General features: G+C 63.6%; 17 protein-coding genes. 10 read left to right on the top strand and 7 right to left on the bottom strand.

Translation table 11 applies throughout. From position 1 onward, the window contains the following. Nucleotides 1–152: 152 nt before the first annotated feature. The 3 genes from P9228_RS25690 to P9228_RS25700 all read left to right on the top strand — a co-directional run bounded on the left by P9228_RS25690 (nucleotide 153) and on the right by P9228_RS25700 (nucleotide 3,642). On the top strand, nucleotides 153–632 hold the full coding sequence (locus P9228_RS25690) for a MarR family transcriptional regulator (RefSeq protein WP_095801336.1): 480 nt from the start codon (nucleotides 153–155) through the stop codon (nucleotides 630–632). Further along, complete coding sequence (locus P9228_RS25695; RefSeq protein WP_278056222.1) at nucleotides 629–1,813, top strand: HlyD family secretion protein; 1,185 nt, start codon at nucleotides 629–631, stop codon at nucleotides 1,811–1,813. The genes P9228_RS25690 and P9228_RS25695 overlap by 4 nt, the downstream gene beginning before the upstream one ends. A gap of 296 nt (nucleotides 1,814–2,109) precedes the next feature. After that, nucleotides 2,110–3,642, top strand: coding sequence for a DHA2 family efflux MFS transporter permease subunit (locus P9228_RS25700; RefSeq protein WP_278056224.1), 1,533 nt, complete (start codon nucleotides 2,110–2,112; stop codon nucleotides 3,640–3,642). A gap of 324 nt (nucleotides 3,643–3,966) precedes the next feature. Here P9228_RS25700 and P9228_RS25705 read toward each other — a convergent pair whose 3' ends face one another. Beyond that, nucleotides 3,967–4,473: a CAP domain-containing protein gene (locus tag P9228_RS25705; RefSeq protein WP_095824874.1), complete on the bottom strand. Its 507-nt coding sequence runs from the start codon at nucleotides 4,471–4,473 to the stop codon at nucleotides 3,967–3,969. A gap of 168 nt (nucleotides 4,474–4,641) precedes the next feature. Between P9228_RS25705 and P9228_RS25710 the strand changes: the two genes are divergently transcribed. Then, nucleotides 4,642–5,466, top strand: a complete 825-nt coding sequence (locus P9228_RS25710; RefSeq protein ID WP_095824831.1) for a DUF2189 domain-containing protein — start codon at nucleotides 4,642–4,644, stop codon at nucleotides 5,464–5,466. A gap of 55 nt (nucleotides 5,467–5,521) precedes the next feature. Beyond that, entirely contained in the window at nucleotides 5,522–6,403 is an 882-nt protein-coding gene (locus tag P9228_RS25715) for a dienelactone hydrolase family protein (RefSeq protein WP_278056228.1), read from the top strand. Nucleotides 6,404–6,428: 25 nt separating this feature from the next. Here P9228_RS25715 and P9228_RS25720 read toward each other — a convergent pair whose 3' ends face one another. The 4 genes from P9228_RS25720 to P9228_RS25735 form a co-directional block, all read right to left on the bottom strand. Further along, a complete protein-coding gene (locus P9228_RS25720) occupies nucleotides 6,429–7,061 on the bottom strand; it encodes a LysE family translocator (RefSeq protein WP_095778371.1) in 633 nt (210 codons plus the stop codon). 144 nt (nucleotides 7,062–7,205) lie between these two features. Then, complete coding sequence (locus P9228_RS25725) at nucleotides 7,206–7,634, bottom strand: nuclear transport factor 2 family protein (RefSeq protein WP_067325104.1); 429 nt, start codon at nucleotides 7,632–7,634, stop codon at nucleotides 7,206–7,208. A gap of 100 nt (nucleotides 7,635–7,734) precedes the next feature. After that, nucleotides 7,735–9,708 (bottom strand): pilus assembly protein, encoded by a 1,974-nt coding sequence (locus P9228_RS25730; protein WP_278056266.1) that lies wholly within the window; start codon nucleotides 9,706–9,708, stop codon nucleotides 7,735–7,737. Between the two features lie 26 nt (nucleotides 9,709–9,734). Further along, entirely contained in the window at nucleotides 9,735–11,696 is a 1,962-nt protein-coding gene (locus tag P9228_RS25735) for a pilus assembly protein (protein ID WP_278056231.1), read from the bottom strand. Nucleotides 11,697–11,994: 298 nt separating this feature from the next. On the opposite strand from P9228_RS25735, the gene P9228_RS25740 reads away from it, so the two are divergent. Next, complete coding sequence (locus P9228_RS25740) at nucleotides 11,995–12,855, top strand: TIGR01459 family HAD-type hydrolase (RefSeq protein WP_278056233.1); 861 nt, start codon at nucleotides 11,995–11,997, stop codon at nucleotides 12,853–12,855. A 47-nt stretch (nucleotides 12,856–12,902) separates the two neighbouring features. After that, entirely contained in the window at nucleotides 12,903–13,886 is a 984-nt protein-coding gene (locus P9228_RS25745) for a bifunctional riboflavin kinase/FAD synthetase (RefSeq protein ID WP_278056235.1), read from the top strand. A gap of 186 nt (nucleotides 13,887–14,072) precedes the next feature. Here P9228_RS25745 and P9228_RS25750 read toward each other — a convergent pair whose 3' ends face one another. Next, complete coding sequence (locus tag P9228_RS25750; RefSeq protein ID WP_095801162.1) at nucleotides 14,073–14,627, bottom strand: HdeD family acid-resistance protein; 555 nt, start codon at nucleotides 14,625–14,627, stop codon at nucleotides 14,073–14,075. Between the two features lie 143 nt (nucleotides 14,628–14,770). Between P9228_RS25750 and P9228_RS25755 the strand changes: the two genes are divergently transcribed. The 3 genes from P9228_RS25755 (at nucleotide 14,771) to P9228_RS25765 (ending at nucleotide 17,490) form a co-directional block, all read left to right on the top strand. Then, nucleotides 14,771–16,321 (top strand): acid phosphatase, encoded by a 1,551-nt coding sequence (locus P9228_RS25755; protein WP_278056238.1) that lies wholly within the window; start codon nucleotides 14,771–14,773, stop codon nucleotides 16,319–16,321. Nucleotides 16,322–16,344: 23 nt separating this feature from the next. Beyond that, a complete protein-coding gene (locus P9228_RS25760; RefSeq protein ID WP_066996644.1) occupies nucleotides 16,345–16,557 on the top strand; it encodes a hypothetical protein in 213 nt (70 codons plus the stop codon). 135 nt (nucleotides 16,558–16,692) lie between these two features. Continuing rightward, nucleotides 16,693–17,490 (top strand): MipA/OmpV family protein, encoded by a 798-nt coding sequence (locus P9228_RS25765; RefSeq protein ID WP_095778378.1) that lies wholly within the window; start codon nucleotides 16,693–16,695, stop codon nucleotides 17,488–17,490. A 1-nt stretch (nucleotide 17,491) separates the two neighbouring features. Here P9228_RS25765 and P9228_RS25770 read toward each other — a convergent pair whose 3' ends face one another. Continuing rightward, nucleotides 17,492–17,689: a hypothetical protein gene (locus P9228_RS25770; protein WP_067325119.1), complete on the bottom strand. Its 198-nt coding sequence runs from the start codon at nucleotides 17,687–17,689 to the stop codon at nucleotides 17,492–17,494. Nucleotides 17,690–17,721: the final 32 nt, after the last annotated feature.

The following is a 17,721-nucleotide window of genomic DNA, read 5'->3' on the forward strand; positions in this document are numbered from 1 at the left end:
GAAGACGACGCCGGAGCCGGCGCTCTGTGGCGCTCTCATGCCCGCCTTGGCGAGCTTCGACCATGCAGCCCTGGCATGGCCGCATGCGGTTGCCGGCTTCTGGAACAACGCAGCCACTTGAATAGTAAGCACGCTTATTATATATGCCGCTCATGGTTTCAGATGGCATCGACAGATTGGGATTTTTGATCCACGACGTGCAGCGCCTCATGCGCAAGCGCTTTGAGGCGCGCGCCAGCGGGTTGGGCCTTTCCTCGGCGCAATGGCGGCTTCTCGTCCGCGTCGCCAAGGAGGCCGGTGTCGCGCAGGCGCGGCTTGCCGAGCTGCTCGAGATCGAGCCGATCAGCGTCTCGCGCCTCGTGGACCGGATGGAGGAGGGCGGCTGGATCGAGCGTCGCGCCGATGCGGCCGACCGGCGTGTGCGCATGATCTTCCCGACCGAAAAGGCCAACGCGGCCTACGCCGATGTCAAAAGCCTCGCCGGCGAGGTCTATGAGGAATCGCTCACCGGCGTATCGCTGGAGGACCGTCGCATCCTGATCCGGGTGCTCGACACCATCGTGCAGAATTTGACCGACGGCGAGACGTCGTCGCTCGAAAAGATCAAGAATACGGAAGGGCGGGCAGCATGAACGCGGCAGCCAAGAAAGCAGACGACAACGTCACCAAGCTCGAGATCGAGGCGCCGGCGAAGCCGGAGGCTGCGCCAGTCTCCGCGGCAGCGGAGCCGCAGCCCGCACCGGCAGCACCGAGGAAGATGCGCCGCACCGGCCGCTTCCTTTTGATGGTCGCCCTGCCGCTGGCGCTGCTCGCCGGCGGCGCCTATGTATGGGTCACCGGCGGACGGTACCAGGAGACCGAGAACGCCAACCTGCAGCAGGCCCGGATTTCGATCGCCTCCGATACGGCCGGCCGCATCGTCCAGGTCGGCATTGCCGACAACCAGACGGTCAAGGCGGGCGACCTTCTCTTCGTCATCGACCCCGAGCCTTACAAGATCGCGCTGGCCCAGGCCGACGCGGCTGTCGCCGCCGCGCGGCTCAATGTCGAGCAGCTGCGCGCCGCCTACAGCCAGGCGATGGCGCAGCAGAAGTCGGCCAAGAGCGAGGTCGACTATGCGCAGTCGCAATATGACCGCGCCGCCGATCTCGCTGAGAAGGGCATCAATGCCAAGTCGTCGCTGGACGAGGCCCGCAACGACCTCGACAAGGCCAAGCAGCAGCTCGCGGTCGCCGAGCAGGGCATCATCAGCGCCAAGGCCGCGCTTGGCGGCAACCCCGACATCGAGACCGACAAGCATCCAAGCGTGATGTCGGCGCTCGCCGCGCGCGACAAGGCCGCCTACAACCTCTCGCAGACCACGGTGAAGGCGCCGTCGGACGGCATCGTCTATCAGGCCTCGTCCTTCAAGATCGGCCAGTATGTCTCCGTGGGCACGCCGCTGTTCGCGCTGGTCGAGACCGACGACACCTGGATCGACGCCAACTTCAAGGAGACGCAGCTCACCAATATGAAGCCGGGCCAGAAGGCCGAGATCGTGGTCGACACCTATCCGGGCCGGACCTTCGAGGCGACCGTCAAGGCGATCGGCGCCGGCACCGGCGCCGAGTTCTCGCTGCTGCCCGCCCAGAACGCCACCGGCAACTGGGTCAAGGTCACCCAGCGCATTCCCGTGCGCCTGGAACTGACCGACCCCGACGCCAAGATGGCGCTGCGGACCGGCATGAGCGCGACGGTCACCGTCGATACCGGCGTCGCGCGCGGATTGCCGTCGATCTTTGGTCACGCCACGGCCGGCGAGCACGCGCAATAAAGCAAAGTGAAGCCCGAGGCATGAGCCTCCGCAAGGGAATGGTCTGAAGGGATGGAGGGAAAGCCAAGCGTTTGAGGCGAGCCGCGTCGCGGCTTTGATCGAAGTTGAAGCTTTCGACACCGACCTGTCGGTCCTCAGGTTTCCGGGCGGCAGGCATCCGCTCCAACAGAGACTTCCGGTCGATGTAACCCCCACATCGATCCTCGCGTCCCACCGCGACGAGGGTCTCACAGGAAGGCCTCGCCGCCGGGCAACCCAATGTACCCGTTTTTATTACCTGCTGGAAGTTCAGCACCATGAGCACGCCCGAACCCTTCAAGGAAGTACCGCACCGCGGCCTGATCACGGTCGCGCTGATGCTGGCGACGGTCATGCAGGCGCTCGACACCACGATCGCCAATGTCGCGCTGCCGACCATGACCGGCGACCTCGGCGCCTCGCCCGACAACATCAACTGGGTGCTGACCTCCTATATCGTCGCCGCCGCCATCATGACGCCGGTCACCGGCTGGCTCGCCGACCGCCTCGGCCGCAAGGAGCTGTTCCTGGCCTCCGTCGTCGGCTTCACCATCTTCTCCATGCTTTGCGGCATGGCGTGGAGCCTCGAGACGATGGTGCTCTTCCGCCTGCTGCAGGGTGTGTTCGGCGCGGCGATCGTGCCGCTGTCGCAGACCTTCCTGCTCGATATCAATCCCCGCGAACGCCATGGCCAGGCGATGGCCATCTGGGGCGCCGGCATCATGCTGGGACCGATCCTCGGCCCGACGCTCGGCGGCTGGCTGACCGAGAATTTCAACTGGCGCTGGGTGTTCTTCATCAACCTGCCGGTCGGCATCCTCGCCTTCATCGGCATGGCCGCCTATCTGCCTGTCGTCGCCAAGCGCGTGCGCAGCTTCGATTTCTTCGGCTTCGCCGTGATCTCGCTCGGCGTCGGCGCGCTGCAGCTGATGCTCGACCGCGGCGGCGAGGTCGACTGGTTCTCCTCGACAGAGATCTGGATCGAGCTTGCGCTGTCGATCACCGGCTTCTGGGTGTTCATCATCCACACGGTGACGTCCGAACGTCCTTTCATCGACCCGAAAATCTTCCTCGACCGCAATTTCGTGACCGGGCTCGGTTTCATCTTCGTCATGGGCGTGCTGATCCTGGCTTCGATGTCGCTGCTGCCGCCGATGCTTGCCAACATCTTCGGCTACCCGACCGTCACCATCGGCGTGGTGCTCGGCCCGCGCGGCATCGGCACGATGATTTCGATGCTGTTCGTCGGCCGCATCATGCACAGGATCGACGCGCGTGTTCTGGTCGCGATCGGCTTCCTGCTCACCGCGCAGTCGCTCTACACCATGGCGAGCTTCACGCCGCAGATGGACAACTGGCTGATCATCTCTTCGGGCGTTATCCAGGGCCTCGGTATGGGCATGGTGTTCGTGCCGCTCTCGGCGGTGGCCTTCGCCACGCTCGACGCGCGCTACCGCACCGACGCCACCTCGCTGTTCAGCCTTGTGCGCAATCTCGGCTCGTCGATCGGCGTCTCGGTGGTTGCGGCGCTGATGGTGCAGAACACGCAGGTCAACCACAGCGAGCTCGGGGCGTTCATCAACCCCTACAACCCCAACCTGTGGGCAACCTCGCCCGCGGCGGCGAGCGGTGATCCCATGGCGCTTTCGCAAGTCGACAGGCTGGTCAACGTCCAGGCGATGATGATCTCCTACATCAACGACTTCAAACTCCTGATGGTGATGACGCTGCTTGCCGTCCCGTTCGTCATCCTGCTGCGCAAGCCGAAGGCCGCGCCCGCGGGCGGCGCGCCGGCCGCTCATATGGATTGATGTTTTGGTGGCGGTCTCCGTGCCAGTCCCAATCACGCTGACATTGCGGCCATAAATGCAGCTCGGTTATGTCCGCCGAATTGACCGCTAAGCGGGCGGCGGCGAACGCAACTGGTTGTCGCTGAGTGTGCAATCGCTACATGCATTGCGGTCCGCAGAGGAGCGTTCCGCTCCTGGTGAAGCCGCTCTGAGGCCACGCCAACGATCGCCCGGCGACGCGCGCCGGCTGGTCAGAATGGATAGCCGCCGGGGTAACGTCCGGCCTGCGGATCAGTGTCCCTGGATGCAAAGAGCACGCGGGCTTTCCGGAGGCGGCGCTTCAGTTTAGCGGCCCAGCACCAGTGCCCAGTAGCGCAGGCTGGGATCGCGGCCGTCGCGCACGTAGGCCAATCCGAAGCGGCTGAAGTCCGGGTCGAGCATGTTTCGCCGGTGGCCGTCCGAATGCATCCAGATGTCGAACAGCTTTTGCAGGTCGAAACGTCCCTCGGCGATGTTTTCGCCCGCGGCGCCACGCACGCCGTTGCCCTTCATGCGCGAGGCGAAATCCTTGCCCCAGCCCGTGGTGTGGCTCATACGGGCGCGCGACGCCATGTAGCCGGCCTGCTGCAGCGCCGCCTGTTCGAGCTGCGTGTCCGGGATGAGCGCCGGCAGTCCGGCCGATGTGCGGATTGTGCTCAACGTTCCTGTGGCGGAAGACGACACGCCGGCGCCTTCGCCGGTCGGCAGCGGGACGCTTGTGCAGGCGGCAATGCCGGCAAGCGCCGCAAGGCCGACGGTCTTGAGCAATGTGCGTCTGTCGAGATTGGGGGAATCGGTGGTCAGGCTGGTCATCCGGCCTCTGATACCGGCGATCGTGGCTTTTGCCGGGCAGCCGATGAAAATCGCGTTATGCGGCGACATCCTCCGGGAGATCGGTTATCATCCTGGCGTTCTAGAAGTGGCAGCCACGGGCGGGCCACCCAGGCGGTGACCGCCCCCCGAGCGATACGGAGGACGGTTATGGCTGGTTTTCATGTCATGGCGGACGCGCAAGGGCTGCATGTGCAGCCCACGGTGCGCCACATCACCACGTCGGATCTATGGGACGCGCTAAGGCTCGGCGCCGAGGATTTCTGGGCCAAGCCCTCGCACTACGTGTTCCTGTGCCTGATCTATCCGGTCGTCGGCCTGATCCTGACGCGGTGGACCTCCGGCTCCAGTGCCATCCAGCTCGTCTATCCGCTGATGTCGGGCTTCGCGCTGATCGGCCCCTTTGCGGCGATCGGCCTCTACGAGATCAGCCGCCGGCGCGAGCTCGGCATGAGCAGCCGCTGGCACCATGCGCTCGACGTGCGCCGTTCGCCGGCGCTGCCCTCGATCGCCGCGATCGGCGTCCTGCTTTTCGCGCTGTTCCTTCTGTGGCTGTTCACCGCGCAGTCGATCTACACCAGCCTGTTCGGCGCCGAGCCGCCCGCCTCCGTCGGAACCTTCCTGCGCGACGTGCTGACGACCGGCAAGGGCTGGACGCTGATCCTGCTCGGCAACGCTGCCGGCCTCGTCTTCGCGGTCGTGGTGCTCGCCACCACCGTGATTGCCTTCCCGCTGCTGCTCGACCGCGACGTCGGCGCCGTCTCGGCGATCGAGACCTCGGCGCGCGCCGTAATAGTCAACCCGCTGCAGATGGCGCTCTGGGGCCTGACGGTCGCGGTGCTGCTGGTGATCGGCTCGATCCCGCTGTTTGCCGGCCTGGCCGTCGTCATGCCGGTCCTCGGCCACGCGACCTGGCATCTCTATCGCAAGGTGGTGGAGCCGCAGGATATCCGGCCCATCCGCCGGCCGATGTAGGCCGCGCCGGCTCGAACAAAGCAGACGGCCCGAAGCGGTTTGCCGAGCCTGGTTCATGAAGATGTTCTTGAGGTCGCTCAAGGGGACGGCATTCGTGGCCGGGCTTTGGGCTGTCGGCTGCATTGATACTATGCGTGCCAACGCTGACGAGTTGGTGCACTTTGAAAGCGCGGCCGTGAAGCCGACGCCGTTTCAGCAGCGCATTGCGCAACAAAACGGGCGAGCGCTCCAGGCCATTCCTGGCACGCCATTGAATGGGTATCTGACGCGACCGCCGGGTGAGGGGCCGTTCCCGGCGGTCGTCGTTCTCCATGGATGTTCGGGCCTATTCCCAACTGTAGAGAAAACCTGGTCGCAGCGGCTGTCTTCCTGGGGTTACGTCGTACTCGTTGTCGACAGCTTCAGCACGCGCGGTATTCGCGAGACGTGTGATCACGGCCTGCTCGCTGATGGCAGCCTGTTTGCTGATCGCGTTTATGACGCCTACGGCGCCTTGGAGTTCCTGTCCAAATTGAGTTTCGTCGACCCGCAGCGCACAGCGTTGATGGGGTTCTCCGCCGGTGGGATCGCAACGCTCGCGGCCGTGCAACTTGGCGGCGCCGAGCGGCTGATGGATCGCAAGTTCAAGGCGGCTGTCGCTTACTATCCGAATTGTTCGGCTACGAATGGCGACGTGGCGGTCCCGACATTGATCCTCATCGGCGAGCTCGACGATTGGACCCCTGCCAAAAATTGCCGGGAGATGATGGCGCAGCGCAGCGGCAAGGGCAGCGCCGTGCAGCTTGATGTCTTCAAGGGCGCTCGCCACGCCTTTGCCTCCCCGTCATTCAAGACGGGCACCGAGCAGTACGGCCACCGGGTGGAGTACAACGCAGCTGCGGCCGAAAAATCGGCAAGCGACGTCCACACGTTTTTGAAGCAGGCCTTCAGCGGATAACAGCCATAGCCCTGATCATCCGATCTCAGCGCTGCGCTTCGGTCGCCATCTTCAAAGCCAGCGCCGTCAGCACCGTGCCCATCATCCAGCGCTGGACGACCAGCCAGAACGGCCGTCCGGCGAGGAAGGTGGCGATCGAGCCCGCCGTCACCGCGATGATGGCGTTGACGGTTAGGCTGATCGAGATCTGCGTCACGCCGAGCACCAGAAGCTGCGACAGCACATGGCCCTTGGCCGGGTTGATGAACTGCGGCAAGAGCGACAGATAGAGCACCGCCACCTTCGGATTGAGCAGGTTGGTCATCAGCCCCATGACGAACAGCTTGCGCGGCCTGTCCTTCGGCAGCTCGCGCACCTGGAATGGCGAGCGGCCGCCGGGCCTTAGCGCCTGCCAGGCGAGCCACAGCAGGTAGAGCGCGCCGGCAAAGCGCAGCGCGTCATAGGCATAAGGCACGGCGAAGATCAGCGCGGTGATGCCAAAGGCCGCGGACACCACATAGAACAGGAAGCCCAGCGCCACGCCGCCCAGCGAGATCAGCCCGGCCCGCGGCCCTTGCGACAGCGAGCGCGAGATCAGATAGATCATGTTCGGGCCGGGTGTGAGCACCATGCCGAGGCAGATCAGCGCGAAGGTCAGATGGTTGGCGGCGTCGGGCATGGCTTGATCTCCAGCACCTGCGGCAGAGAAGGTCCGATGCCGGCGGGTACGGACATGTGCCTTGTGCCGCGCACGAGCGCAAGGGACTTGCCGGCGCCGTTCGTTGCGCCAGGGCGGGCAGTGCCGCAGGCTTTGGCAGCCTTTCTACTCACCGACGATCGAGGCTGCCGGACGAGGCGAGGTTATAGGATCGGCATGACGAAGGACGATCTTCCACGCGCCTTTCTCCCGCCGAAATATAGTGGTGGTTCGAAGTGAGATCGGAACAAGCTTGTCGCTGCCGCCGACCTTGGATCGGACCCGCTCGATCTCGATGATGTAACCCAAATCCGTCGTTGCGTACTCGGAAATTCGGTCGAAGCCGATAATCTCTCCGTCTCGGTAGTTGGTAGCGGCACGGTCCATCGTTTCGGCAGCCTTCTTCCATCCTTTTGCCGGCGGGCCGAATGGATTGGCGATGACGACGTCATCCCGTTGTGAGAAGAGACTTTTCAATGGTTCGGGATTGCCCTTGACGAAGGCATCCAGGGCTAAATGATCCTGCTCGATCAGTTTCGCGAGGTCTGACAGCATCTCAGCATCCTCCGATGAAGGGGAAAGAGAATACTATCTGAAATCAAGCCCCTGATCCTGCCTTTTCGCTTCTTGGCGCGCCGGTGTCAGTTTATGTCCCTTACCCCACCACGCGCAAATTCGATAGCTCGTTCGCAATCTCCTTGAAATTGTCGGACAGCGTCGCGCCGGTTGCATTCCAGAAAAGCTTGGCGGGCTTGCTGGGGTCGGCGGGATCCTTGCGGAAGCGGGAGTCGGATGAGCAGGTCTTCAGAGCGTCCATCGCCTGCTTGTCGCCGGCGTCGGTCGCGGACATGTCGAGCGCAACCGTCATCACCATGATGTTGGCCGCCTTGGCGTGGTCGCAGAGCTTGGCCATCTGCTCGTTGAGCGCGTTGGTGTAGCTGCCCGAGGAATAGTTGAACTGGCCGATGTCGCTGGAGGTGCCGCCGAACAGGCGGGTGACCGAGGTGCCTTTGTAGCCGACGCCGGTATAGCCGTAGGCGGCATAGGTCGATTTGTTGCCGGCCGGATCGGAGTTCACCGTCGAATAGGTGTTCTCGCCGTCGGTAAGCACGATGACGACCTTGTCGTTGCCGCGTTCGGTCTCCGGCCGCCCTTCGGTGAACGGCGCCCCGCTGGAAACGGTGCGCCAGCCCCAGGCCATGCCTTCCGGCACGTTGGTGTTGCCGTTGGGCTGCATCAGGTCGACAGCCGCCTTGATGGCCGCCAGCCCGTCCGCAGTGGTGACGTCGGTGAGCGGCGTGACCGGCGTCGTGGTGCAGCTATAGTTGGGACCGGCGCCCGTTGCCAGCACCGGCGCATTGATCGGCCGCGGCATGAAATATTTGGCCATGTTGGATTGGCGCGTCTTGCCGGTGGTGCTCGACGGATCGTCGTTCCACCAGCTGTTGGCGGCGCCGTAGGTCGCGGGGTTCGGCTCGTCGGGATCCTGCGTCACCTTCCAGTGGTTGCCGGGTTCGTCGGGCGCGAACATCGGCACGAACATGGTCGCCGGGTCGCCGACCCCGATGCCGGTGTTGTTCGGCCCGCCGGACGCAGGCGTATCGTCGACATTGTAAGGGTAGGGACGCACTTCGACGCAGCCCTGCCAGCTCGCGAACGGGCCGTAGGTGTCGTTGTAGTCGTATTCGTTGTGGCTTCGCTTGCAGGTGTTGTTGGACCGGTATTCGTCGCAGACGACGCGCTTGCTGCCGACGATGCGCTCGTGGCTGGTGACCACCTTCATGTCGCGATAGAGCGAAAAGCGGGTCAGTGCCTGGCCTTCCTCGGTTCCCCAGCCGGTGCCGTTCTTGTACCAGATGCCGTTGATCTTCTGGGCGTTCTTGTCGGCGGCGTTGAGTGTCGACCAGTCGAAATTCTCGTTGGCGATCGGCGACAGCCCGTAGACATCCATCCAGGAGGCGTTGTCGTTATCGGGCCCGACATTGACCGAAGCCGCGAAGGGCACCAGGCTGAACTGGACCGGCTTGTCGATCTGCTTGATCTGCGCCGCCTGCTGCGCAAGTGTGTCGACCAACTGCTTGGCGGCCTGTTTGAGCAGGTCGATGCGCTTCTGCCCCGTGCCGGATCCTTTCGTCGACATCGAGCCCGAATTGTCGAGCACCATCGCCACTTCCAGTGTGTTCTTCAAGCGCACCTGTGACTTCATCTCGAGCTCAACGGGCTTTTTCGCGTCGACTTCGTCGACGCCGACGAGCATTGCCGAAGCCGGATAGAAATAGGGATGGTAGGTAAGCGTGGCGCTCATTGTCAGCAAGCCGCCGCCGGCCTGGCTGGTGGGCAGGGTGATGTTGAGCGCTACGTCCGCGGGGTCGATGGTGTTGAGGTTGGCGTTGAAGAAGTCGACGGCATAAGCCTTGATCTGGTCGTCGGTGGCGCCTTCCGCCAACCGCCTTGCGGCGGCAAAATTCGCCGCATCGAGCGCGTTGAGCACCATCTGTTTCTGACGGTTGAGTTCGGTGAAGTCGACCGCGAGTGCGAGGGCGCCCATCAGCGGCACCATGGCGATCGCCGTCATCAGGGCATAGTTGCCGCGCCGGTCGCGGCAAAAGCGAAGCCAGAATTCGCGCATCTTCAGCAAGCGGTTGCTCTTTCGGATCAACTGACGATGCGCAGGTTCGACAATTCGTTGCCGATCGCCTTGAAGTCGTCAGAAAGCGTGGCGCCGGTCGAGTTCCAGAATAGCTTCGCCGGCTTGCTCGGGTCGGCAGGGTCCCTGCGGAAGCGGGAGTCGGAAGCGCAAGCCTTTAGCGCAGCCATGGCCTTCTTCTCGTCCGCCTTGGTGTCAACCAAATCGAGCGAGACCGTCATCACCATGATCCCGGCCGCCTTGGCATTGGCGCATAGCGTCTGCATCTGTTCGTCAAGCGCGGCGGTGTAGTTGCCGTCCGTATAGGTGGTCTTAGGCACCGCGGTGCTCGTATTCATGAACAGGCGCGTGACGCTTGCCAGTGCGGAATTGACTTTGCCTGTATAGCCATAGGCCGCATAGGTGGAACGGTTGTTGGCGTAACTGGCGTCGCTGATCGCGCTGTAGGTATTGGCGCCGTCGGTCAGCACGATTACGACCTTGTCGTTGCCCTTTTCGTTGTTTGGCCGACCTTCGGTGAAGGGCTCGTTGCTTGAGACTGTCCGCCAGCCCCAGGCGAGCCCCTCGGGTACGTTCGTATTGCCAGTTGGCGCCATAGCATTGATGGCGTCAGTCAGTTGCTGCTTCTGCGCACTCACCGTGACGTCCTTGAGGGGCGTGATTGGACTGGTGGTGCAGGCTGCGTTCGGGCCGTCACCGGCACCGGCCGAAGTCGAACCGTAAGGCTTCACCAGAAAGTACTTCCGCATGTCCGATTGCCGCTGAACCGCGGTTGGGTTTAATGAATAAGGCCAGTCTGCCCACCAATTGTTCTCGTAGCCGTAGCTCAAGCTGCTGACATCATTCGTGCCGTCGCGGTTGAAGTCGCGCCACAGCGTGCCGGGCTCGTCCGGAGCGAACATGGGCACAAAGAGCGTCGCAGGATTGGACGTGGTCGGCGTCGTGTCGTCGTCGTTGTAGGGATAAGGCCTCGCTTCGACGCACCCCTGCCAACTCGCATAGCGGCTGGTAGTGTAGACATATTGCGGGTCAGTCCAATGTCCGTCGGTGCATTTGCCCTTTTTGTTGTACGCGTCGCAGATGTACTGCTTTGAGTTCGGCACCTCTTCGCGACCCGATTCCACGGTCATGTCGGCATAAAGGCTGAAGCGGGTCAGGGGCTCACCCTTGGTATCGCCCCAACCGTCACCGCGTTTGTACCAGGCGCCATTGACCTTCTCGGCGTACTTGTTCGGATCGTTGGCGGCGCTCATCGTCGCCCAGTCGAAATTCTCGTGCTGGACCGGGGAGATACCATCTTGATCCATCCAGCTGTCGCCGTCATGCGTCGGCCCGACATTGACCGAGGCAGAGAACGGAACCAGCGAGAACTGCACTGGCTTGGAGATCTGCTTCATCTGCTGGGCCTGCAGCGCCAGCGTGTCGACCAACTGCTTGGCGGCGGCTTTTAGCAGGTCAATACGCTTCTGCCCGGTTCCCGAGCCCAGGGTCGACATCGATCCGGAATTATCCAGCACGAGCGCCACTTCCAGCGTGTTCTTAAGTCGGATTTCCGACCTCGCCGAAACATTGACTACGTGGTCGCCCGCAGTCCCGCCGAGCAGCATCGCCGCCGCCGGCAGGAAATAGGGGTGATATTTCAGGGACGCCTCCAGGACCAGGGTGCCGCCGCCGGCATTGTTGTTGGGCAGCGTGACGGTCAGCGTCGTGTTGGCCGGAGACACGTGCCTGAGATTGGCCTCGAAGAACTGCTTGGCGTAGGCCTTCGCGTCCGCGTCGCTCGCTCCGCTGACGATCTGTTGCGCTGTCGCGACCCCAGCAGCATCTAGGGCGTTGAGCGTCTCCTGCTTCTCTCTAACCAGTTCCGTAAAATCGACGGCCAGTGCCACGGCACCCATCAGCGGCACCATCGTGATGACTGTCAACAGGGCGTAGTTGCCCCGCTTGTCGCCTATAAATCTGCCGATCATTGCGCTCAGCCCCCGCAAAAGACCCATACCGGTATACGACCATGGTCCTAGTTCGGTGCTACCATGGTCATAGATCCTTAAATTTCAGCTTGCCCGAAACGTTCAAGCACGCACCGCCATTTTGACGGCGTGTTAACCCTGCGCTTCCGAACGGGCGTGGTCGCGGCTCGTCCCGGCGGCGATGGCGAAAGCTGGTGACAGCATGGAGCGCTTCGGTTATGCGGGACCGGCCGTGGCGGCCTCCGAACCAAAAGGATGGCTGTCGCGGCTTTGCCTAGACCAGTCTCAGGATAACGGCATGGCGGACTCGCCAAACATCATCGCTTCGCTCACCGATCTGACGGAAAACTACGCGGCCATCCTGTGCGACGTGTGGGGCGTGGTGCACAATGGCGAATGGCACTTCCCCGTCGCCGCGGAGGCGCTTGCCCGGGCGCGCGCGGCAAAAGTGCCGGTGGTGCTGATCACCAATTCGCCGCGGCGCAGCGCCGACGTCGTTGCGCAGATGCATGCGATCGGCGTTCCGGCTGAAGCCTACGACCGTGTCGTCACCTCGGGCGACGTCACGCGCGACTTGATCGCCGAGGGTCCGAGGAAGATCTTCCACATCGGGCCCGAGCGCGACTTCACCCTCTATGACGGCTTGGACGTCGAACTCGTGGAGGAATTCGAAGCCTCCGGCGTCGTCTGCACCGGGTTCTATGACGACGAGGTGGAGAAGCCCGCCGAATACGCGGAACTGCTGCAGCGGCTGCGTGCCCGCAACCTGCCCTTCATCTGCGCCAACCCCGACATCCTGGTCGAGCGCGGCGAGCGCACCATCTGGTGTGCCGGCGCGCTGGCGCGCGACTACGCGCAGCTTGGCGGCCGCACGCTGATCGCCGGCAAGCCTTTCGCGCCGATCTACAACCTCGCCATGAAGGAGGTCGCCGGGCTGCTCGGCCACGCGGCCGAGCGCAAACAGGTTCTCGCCATCGGCGATGGCATGATGACCGACGTCAAGGGTGCCGCCGACAACGGGTTCGACGTGCTCTATGTCTCGGGCGGGATTCATGCCCGCGACTATGGCGACCCGCTGCGGCCGGATCCCGAAAGGCTGGCGGGATTCCTCGCAACGCACGGTTATCGCCCGGTCGCCGTCATCCCGCGGCTGCAATAGGCGGGAAGCCGGACCATGACGGGCGCCCCGACATCACGCAGGTCGACATGACGCACGATTTCGAACGCATTTCGGCGGTCACGCCGTTGCCCGGGCATCTGCGCGGCGGCGTCGTGGCGATCGGCAATTTCGACGGCGTCCACCGCGGCCATCTGTCGGTGCTGGAACGGGCGCTGGCGGAAGCCGGCCGCCGCAGCGTGCCGGCCCTGGTGCTCACCTTCGAGCCGCACCCGCGCAAGGTGTTCAGGCCGGACGTGCCTCTCTTCGTGCTGACGCCGCCGCCGATGAAGGCGCGGCTCCTGGCCAGGCTCGGCTTTGCCGCCCTCGTCGAGCAGCCGTTCACGCGCGACTTCGCCTCGCTCTCGGCCGAGGCATTCGTGACCGATGTGCTGGAATACAGGCTGGGCGTCAGCCATGCCGTCACCGGTTTCGACTTCCACTTCGGCAAGGACCGCCAGGGCGGCCCGGCTTTCCTGATGGCGGCAGGCGAGCGCCACGGCTTCGGCGTCACGCTGGTCGACGCGTTCCGCGACGAAGGTGCCGAGGTGGTCTCATCGAGCCGCATCCGCGCCCTGCTTTGCGAGGGCAAGGTCGAGGAAGCAGCCGGCCTGCTCGGCTATCGCTTCACCGTCGAGAGCGAGGTGATCGCCGGCCAGCAGCTCGGCCGCTCGCTTGGCTTTCCAACCGCCAATATGAAGCTTTCGCCGGAAGCCACTCTGAAGGAAGGCATTTACGCCGTCCGCTTGCGCCGCGCCGATGGCACGCTCCATGACGGCGTCGCCAGCTTCGGCCGCCGTCCGACCGTCGACGATAATGGCGCGCCGCTGCTCGAAACCTATGTCTTCGACTTCTCCGGCGATCTCTACGGCGAGATCTGCCAGGTGTCGTTCTTCAGCTATCTGCGCCCCGAGCTCAAATTCGATGGGCTCGATGCGCTGGTCACGCAGATGAAGCGCGACGAGGCCGAGGCGAGGGCGCTGCTTGCAGGTGTGCGTCCGCTGTCGGAGCTGGACGCCGCCATCTGTTTCTGAGGTCTGGAAGGCGCAGTGGCGAAGAGAAGCGTCAAAGCGCCTGCGTCCGGCTAGCAGATTGCAAACCTTGGCGATTGGCGAAACGCCCTCTCATGTCGTCATCCCAGGGTCTTCGCGACGGAGCTTCTGCTTCGCCTGGGATGACGATGTTGGGCAGGCTTCGGCCAATCGCGAAGGTCGAGTAACCTACCGTTTGAGCGCCAGCCCGGTGGCAATGAAGCTCCAGCCTTGGAAGACCAGGTCGACGGCCAGGAACATGCCGAGCACCCACAGGCTGTTGACCGGCCAGCCCATGGCGATGATCAGGCCAAGCAGGATGGTGATGATCGCGGCTGCCAGCAGCCATCCCCAGCCTTGCTGCGGCCGGTGGTTCCAGGCGACCCAGGCCCTCAGCAGCCCGGAAGCAATGAGCGCGACGGCGAGCAGAAACGTCAGCACCGCCGAGGCGAGCAGTGGGTTGTAGAAGGCGAAAAAGCCGGCGACGGCATAGAGCAGGCCGCTGAGCAACCAGTAGAAGAAGCGCCCCCAGGTCTTGACGCCGAAAGCATGGATGATCTCGATGACGCCCCCCATCAGCATCAGCCAGCCGACGACATAGACCGAAGCGACGGTGGCGATGAAGAGATTGCCGAAGGCGATGCCGCCGAAAATCAGCAGCAGCACGCCGAGCGCCACGAACCATCCCCATTTGTCGCGCGTGCGTCCGATCGCGTCTTCCAGGGTATTGCCTTGCAAGCTCATGGCTTCGTCTCCCTGCAGAGTTCGCCGCGCATCCTGCGGTTGAAGGAAGGTAATCCCGATGTGATCACCCGTCCAGCGCGGTGGCTATTGCCAAGATGCACCGAAGCTGGTGTCATTTGACTTTGCGCAATGGAGGTACGGCGATGAAGCGATCCTATGGGCTCGCCCTGTTTTCCTCGGCTCTCGCCCTGTCCACTGTCGCTTCGCCTCCCGCCGTCGCGGCGCAGCCCGGCGATCCGCCGGACGGCATCGCCAAGATAGAGACGGTGGTCGTCATCTTCGCCGAGAACCGCGCCTTCGATAATCTCTATGGCCATTTTCCGGGTGCCGAGGGCATCGACAAGGCGAGCAAGGAAAGCTTGCAGCAGCGCGACCGTGACGGCTCGGTCCTGTCAGAGCTGCCGCCGGTCTGGGACGGGCTGACCGCCAAGGGCGTCACGCCGCCGGTGACGCAGGCAATGACCGAGCACCTTCCGAACGAACCGTTCACGGTGAACGACCCAAAAGGGTTCAACGTGCCGCTCAGCGTCGTGACGCATGATCTGTGGCATCGCTTTTACCAGAACCAGATGCAGATCAACGGTGGCAAGAACGACATGTTCGTCGCCTGGGCCGATTCAGGCGCGATGCCGATGAGCAACTGGGACGCCTCCAAGACCGATATGTGGGCCATTGCGCAAAAATACGTGCTCGCTGACCATTTCTTCATGGGCGGCTTCGGCGGCTCCTTCTTCAATCACCAGTGGCTGATCTGCGCCTGCGCGCCGTACTACGCGAATGCCGACAAGAGCCCGGCCAAGCCGTCGATCGCGGTGACGGACGCTAGCGGCACAGCGCTGAAGATCGCCGACAATTCGCCGAAATCGGCGCGCGACGGGATCCCGAAATTCGTCTCCGACGGCAACCTGACGCCGGATTTCTACGCGGTGAACACCATGCAGCCGCCATATCAGCCGAGCGGCAACGATCCGGCGCCCGGCGGCGATCGGCTGCTCGCGGATCCTACCAAGCCCACCACGCTGCCGCCGCAGACGGAACCGACCATCGGCGACATGCTCAGCCTCAAGCACATAAGCTGGGCGTGGTATTCCGGAGCCTGGCAGTACACGCTCGACCACGGCAACAAAACACCGATCCCGAACTTCCAATATCATCATCAGCCGTTCAACTATTACGCCAATTACGCTCCGGGCACCGAGGCCAGGCGCGAACATCTGCGCGACGCCGGGTTGACTGGCGCGAGCTTCATCCAGGCCATCGACGACGGCGCCCTGCCGCAGGTCTCTTTCTATAAGCCGCAGGGCAATCTCAACGAGCACTCCGGCTATGCCGACATCCAGGCCGGCGACCGCCATATCGCCGACGTCGTGGCTCATCTGGAAAAGAGCCCGCAATGGCCGCACATGCTGGTCGTCGTCACCTATGATGAGAACGGCGGCATCTGGGATCACGTCGCACCGCCAAAGGGCGACCGCTGGGGACCGGGCACGCGCATTCCCGCGATCATCATTTCGCCTTTCGCCAAGCGCGGCTATGTCGATCATACCCCTTATGACACGACGTCGATCCTGCGCTTCATCACCGAGCGTTTCGAATTGCCGGTCCTGCACGGCATCGTGGTTCGCGACAAGGCCGTAACCGCGCATGGCGAGCCGCCGCTCGGCGATCTTACCGGCGGGCTTGACCTGAATTGAGGGCGCGTTTTCGGAGGACCAACATGGACGCCGACCGGATCGTCGCGCTGGTCACGGCTGCCGGCATCGAGCTCACCGACCGCCGCCGCAACGCCAAAGGTGATGGTTGGTCGCTTAGCTTCTCCAGCGGCGCCACCGTTGAGGTGGGTGACGACGGATCGGCACGCGTCGCGGGGAAGGGCTCGAAGGCCGTGGCCAAGCTGCTGGACATGTCGCACGCGCCGCGCGGCAGCTGAGCCGGGCGGCCGATCTCCATGCTGGCGGTCCGCGCCGTCTCTGTTACGGATCTTAAGTCAAAATTTACCGCACTGACGCCATGCCTTCTGCGCTGCCCGGTGTTCCTGCCGGCCTGTTTCGCGTAAGGGTTGACGATGCGTATTGTCGGGACGATTCCGCTGGTTCTCGCCTCTGGCCTGATGGCCGTCACCTCTGCCCAGGCCGGCGAGGGGAGCTGGATTTCCGGCGACTGGTACCTGACGCTCGGCGCCACCGGTCTCGTTGCCCCGAATTTCGAGGGCGGCAAGAAATATATGCTGAGCGCCCAGCCCATCATCTCGCTCGGCAAGGCAGGGCCGGAGGCGCGTTTCACCTCGCGCAACGACAACATCTCGCTGGCGCTGATCGACGACGGCAGCGTGCGCGCCGGCTTGACCGGCAAGTTCCTGTTCTCGCGTTCCAGCAAGGACGAATTGCAAGGCCTTGATCCGGTGCGCTGGGGCGGCGAGGTCGGCGGCTTCTTCGAATTCTATCCGCTGGATTGGGTGCGGGCCCGGGCGGAGCTCAGACACGGCATCCGCGCCCATAACGGCTTCGTCGCCGACATCGCGGCGGACGCCTTCTACGACGTCACCCCGACCGTCCGCATTTCCGGCGGCCCCCGTGTCTCCTTCGCCTCGGCCGGCTATTTCGACGCCTATTACGGCGTCAACGCCACGGAAGCTGCGGCCTCGGGCCTCAGCGAATACCATCCGGGCGGCGGGCTGAAGTCGACCGGGCTCGGCGGCGCGATCACCTGGAAAGTGACCGAGCCGATGACGGCCAGCGTCTTCACCGAATATTCCCGCCTGATGGGGCCGGCGGCCGATTCCAGTCTGGTCAAGGAGCGCGGCGACCGCGATCAGTGGACCGTTGGCGTGTCGACCACCTACCGTTTCAATTTCTCGATGTAAGTCAAAATACCGGCGCTTTGGCTTGAAATCCGCGCTTTATTCCTGCCGCGGCATCCGCTAAAAGCCACGCCATGACGAGCTTTTCGCGCCTTTTTGCGATCGCGATACGAATTACGGGCCCGGTGTTCCGGGTGGCCTGAGCGCCGCCGGAGCCGCCGGGACTTTTGCGCGCGGCCCCCTCGCGCTTTTTCCAGATCATGATAGTTCAACGCCCGAGCTATTTTGCCAACG

Origin of the sequence: Mesorhizobium sp. WSM4898, assembly GCF_029625845.1 — a bacterium.
Classification (GTDB): Bacteria; Pseudomonadota; Alphaproteobacteria; order Rhizobiales; family Rhizobiaceae; genus Mesorhizobium.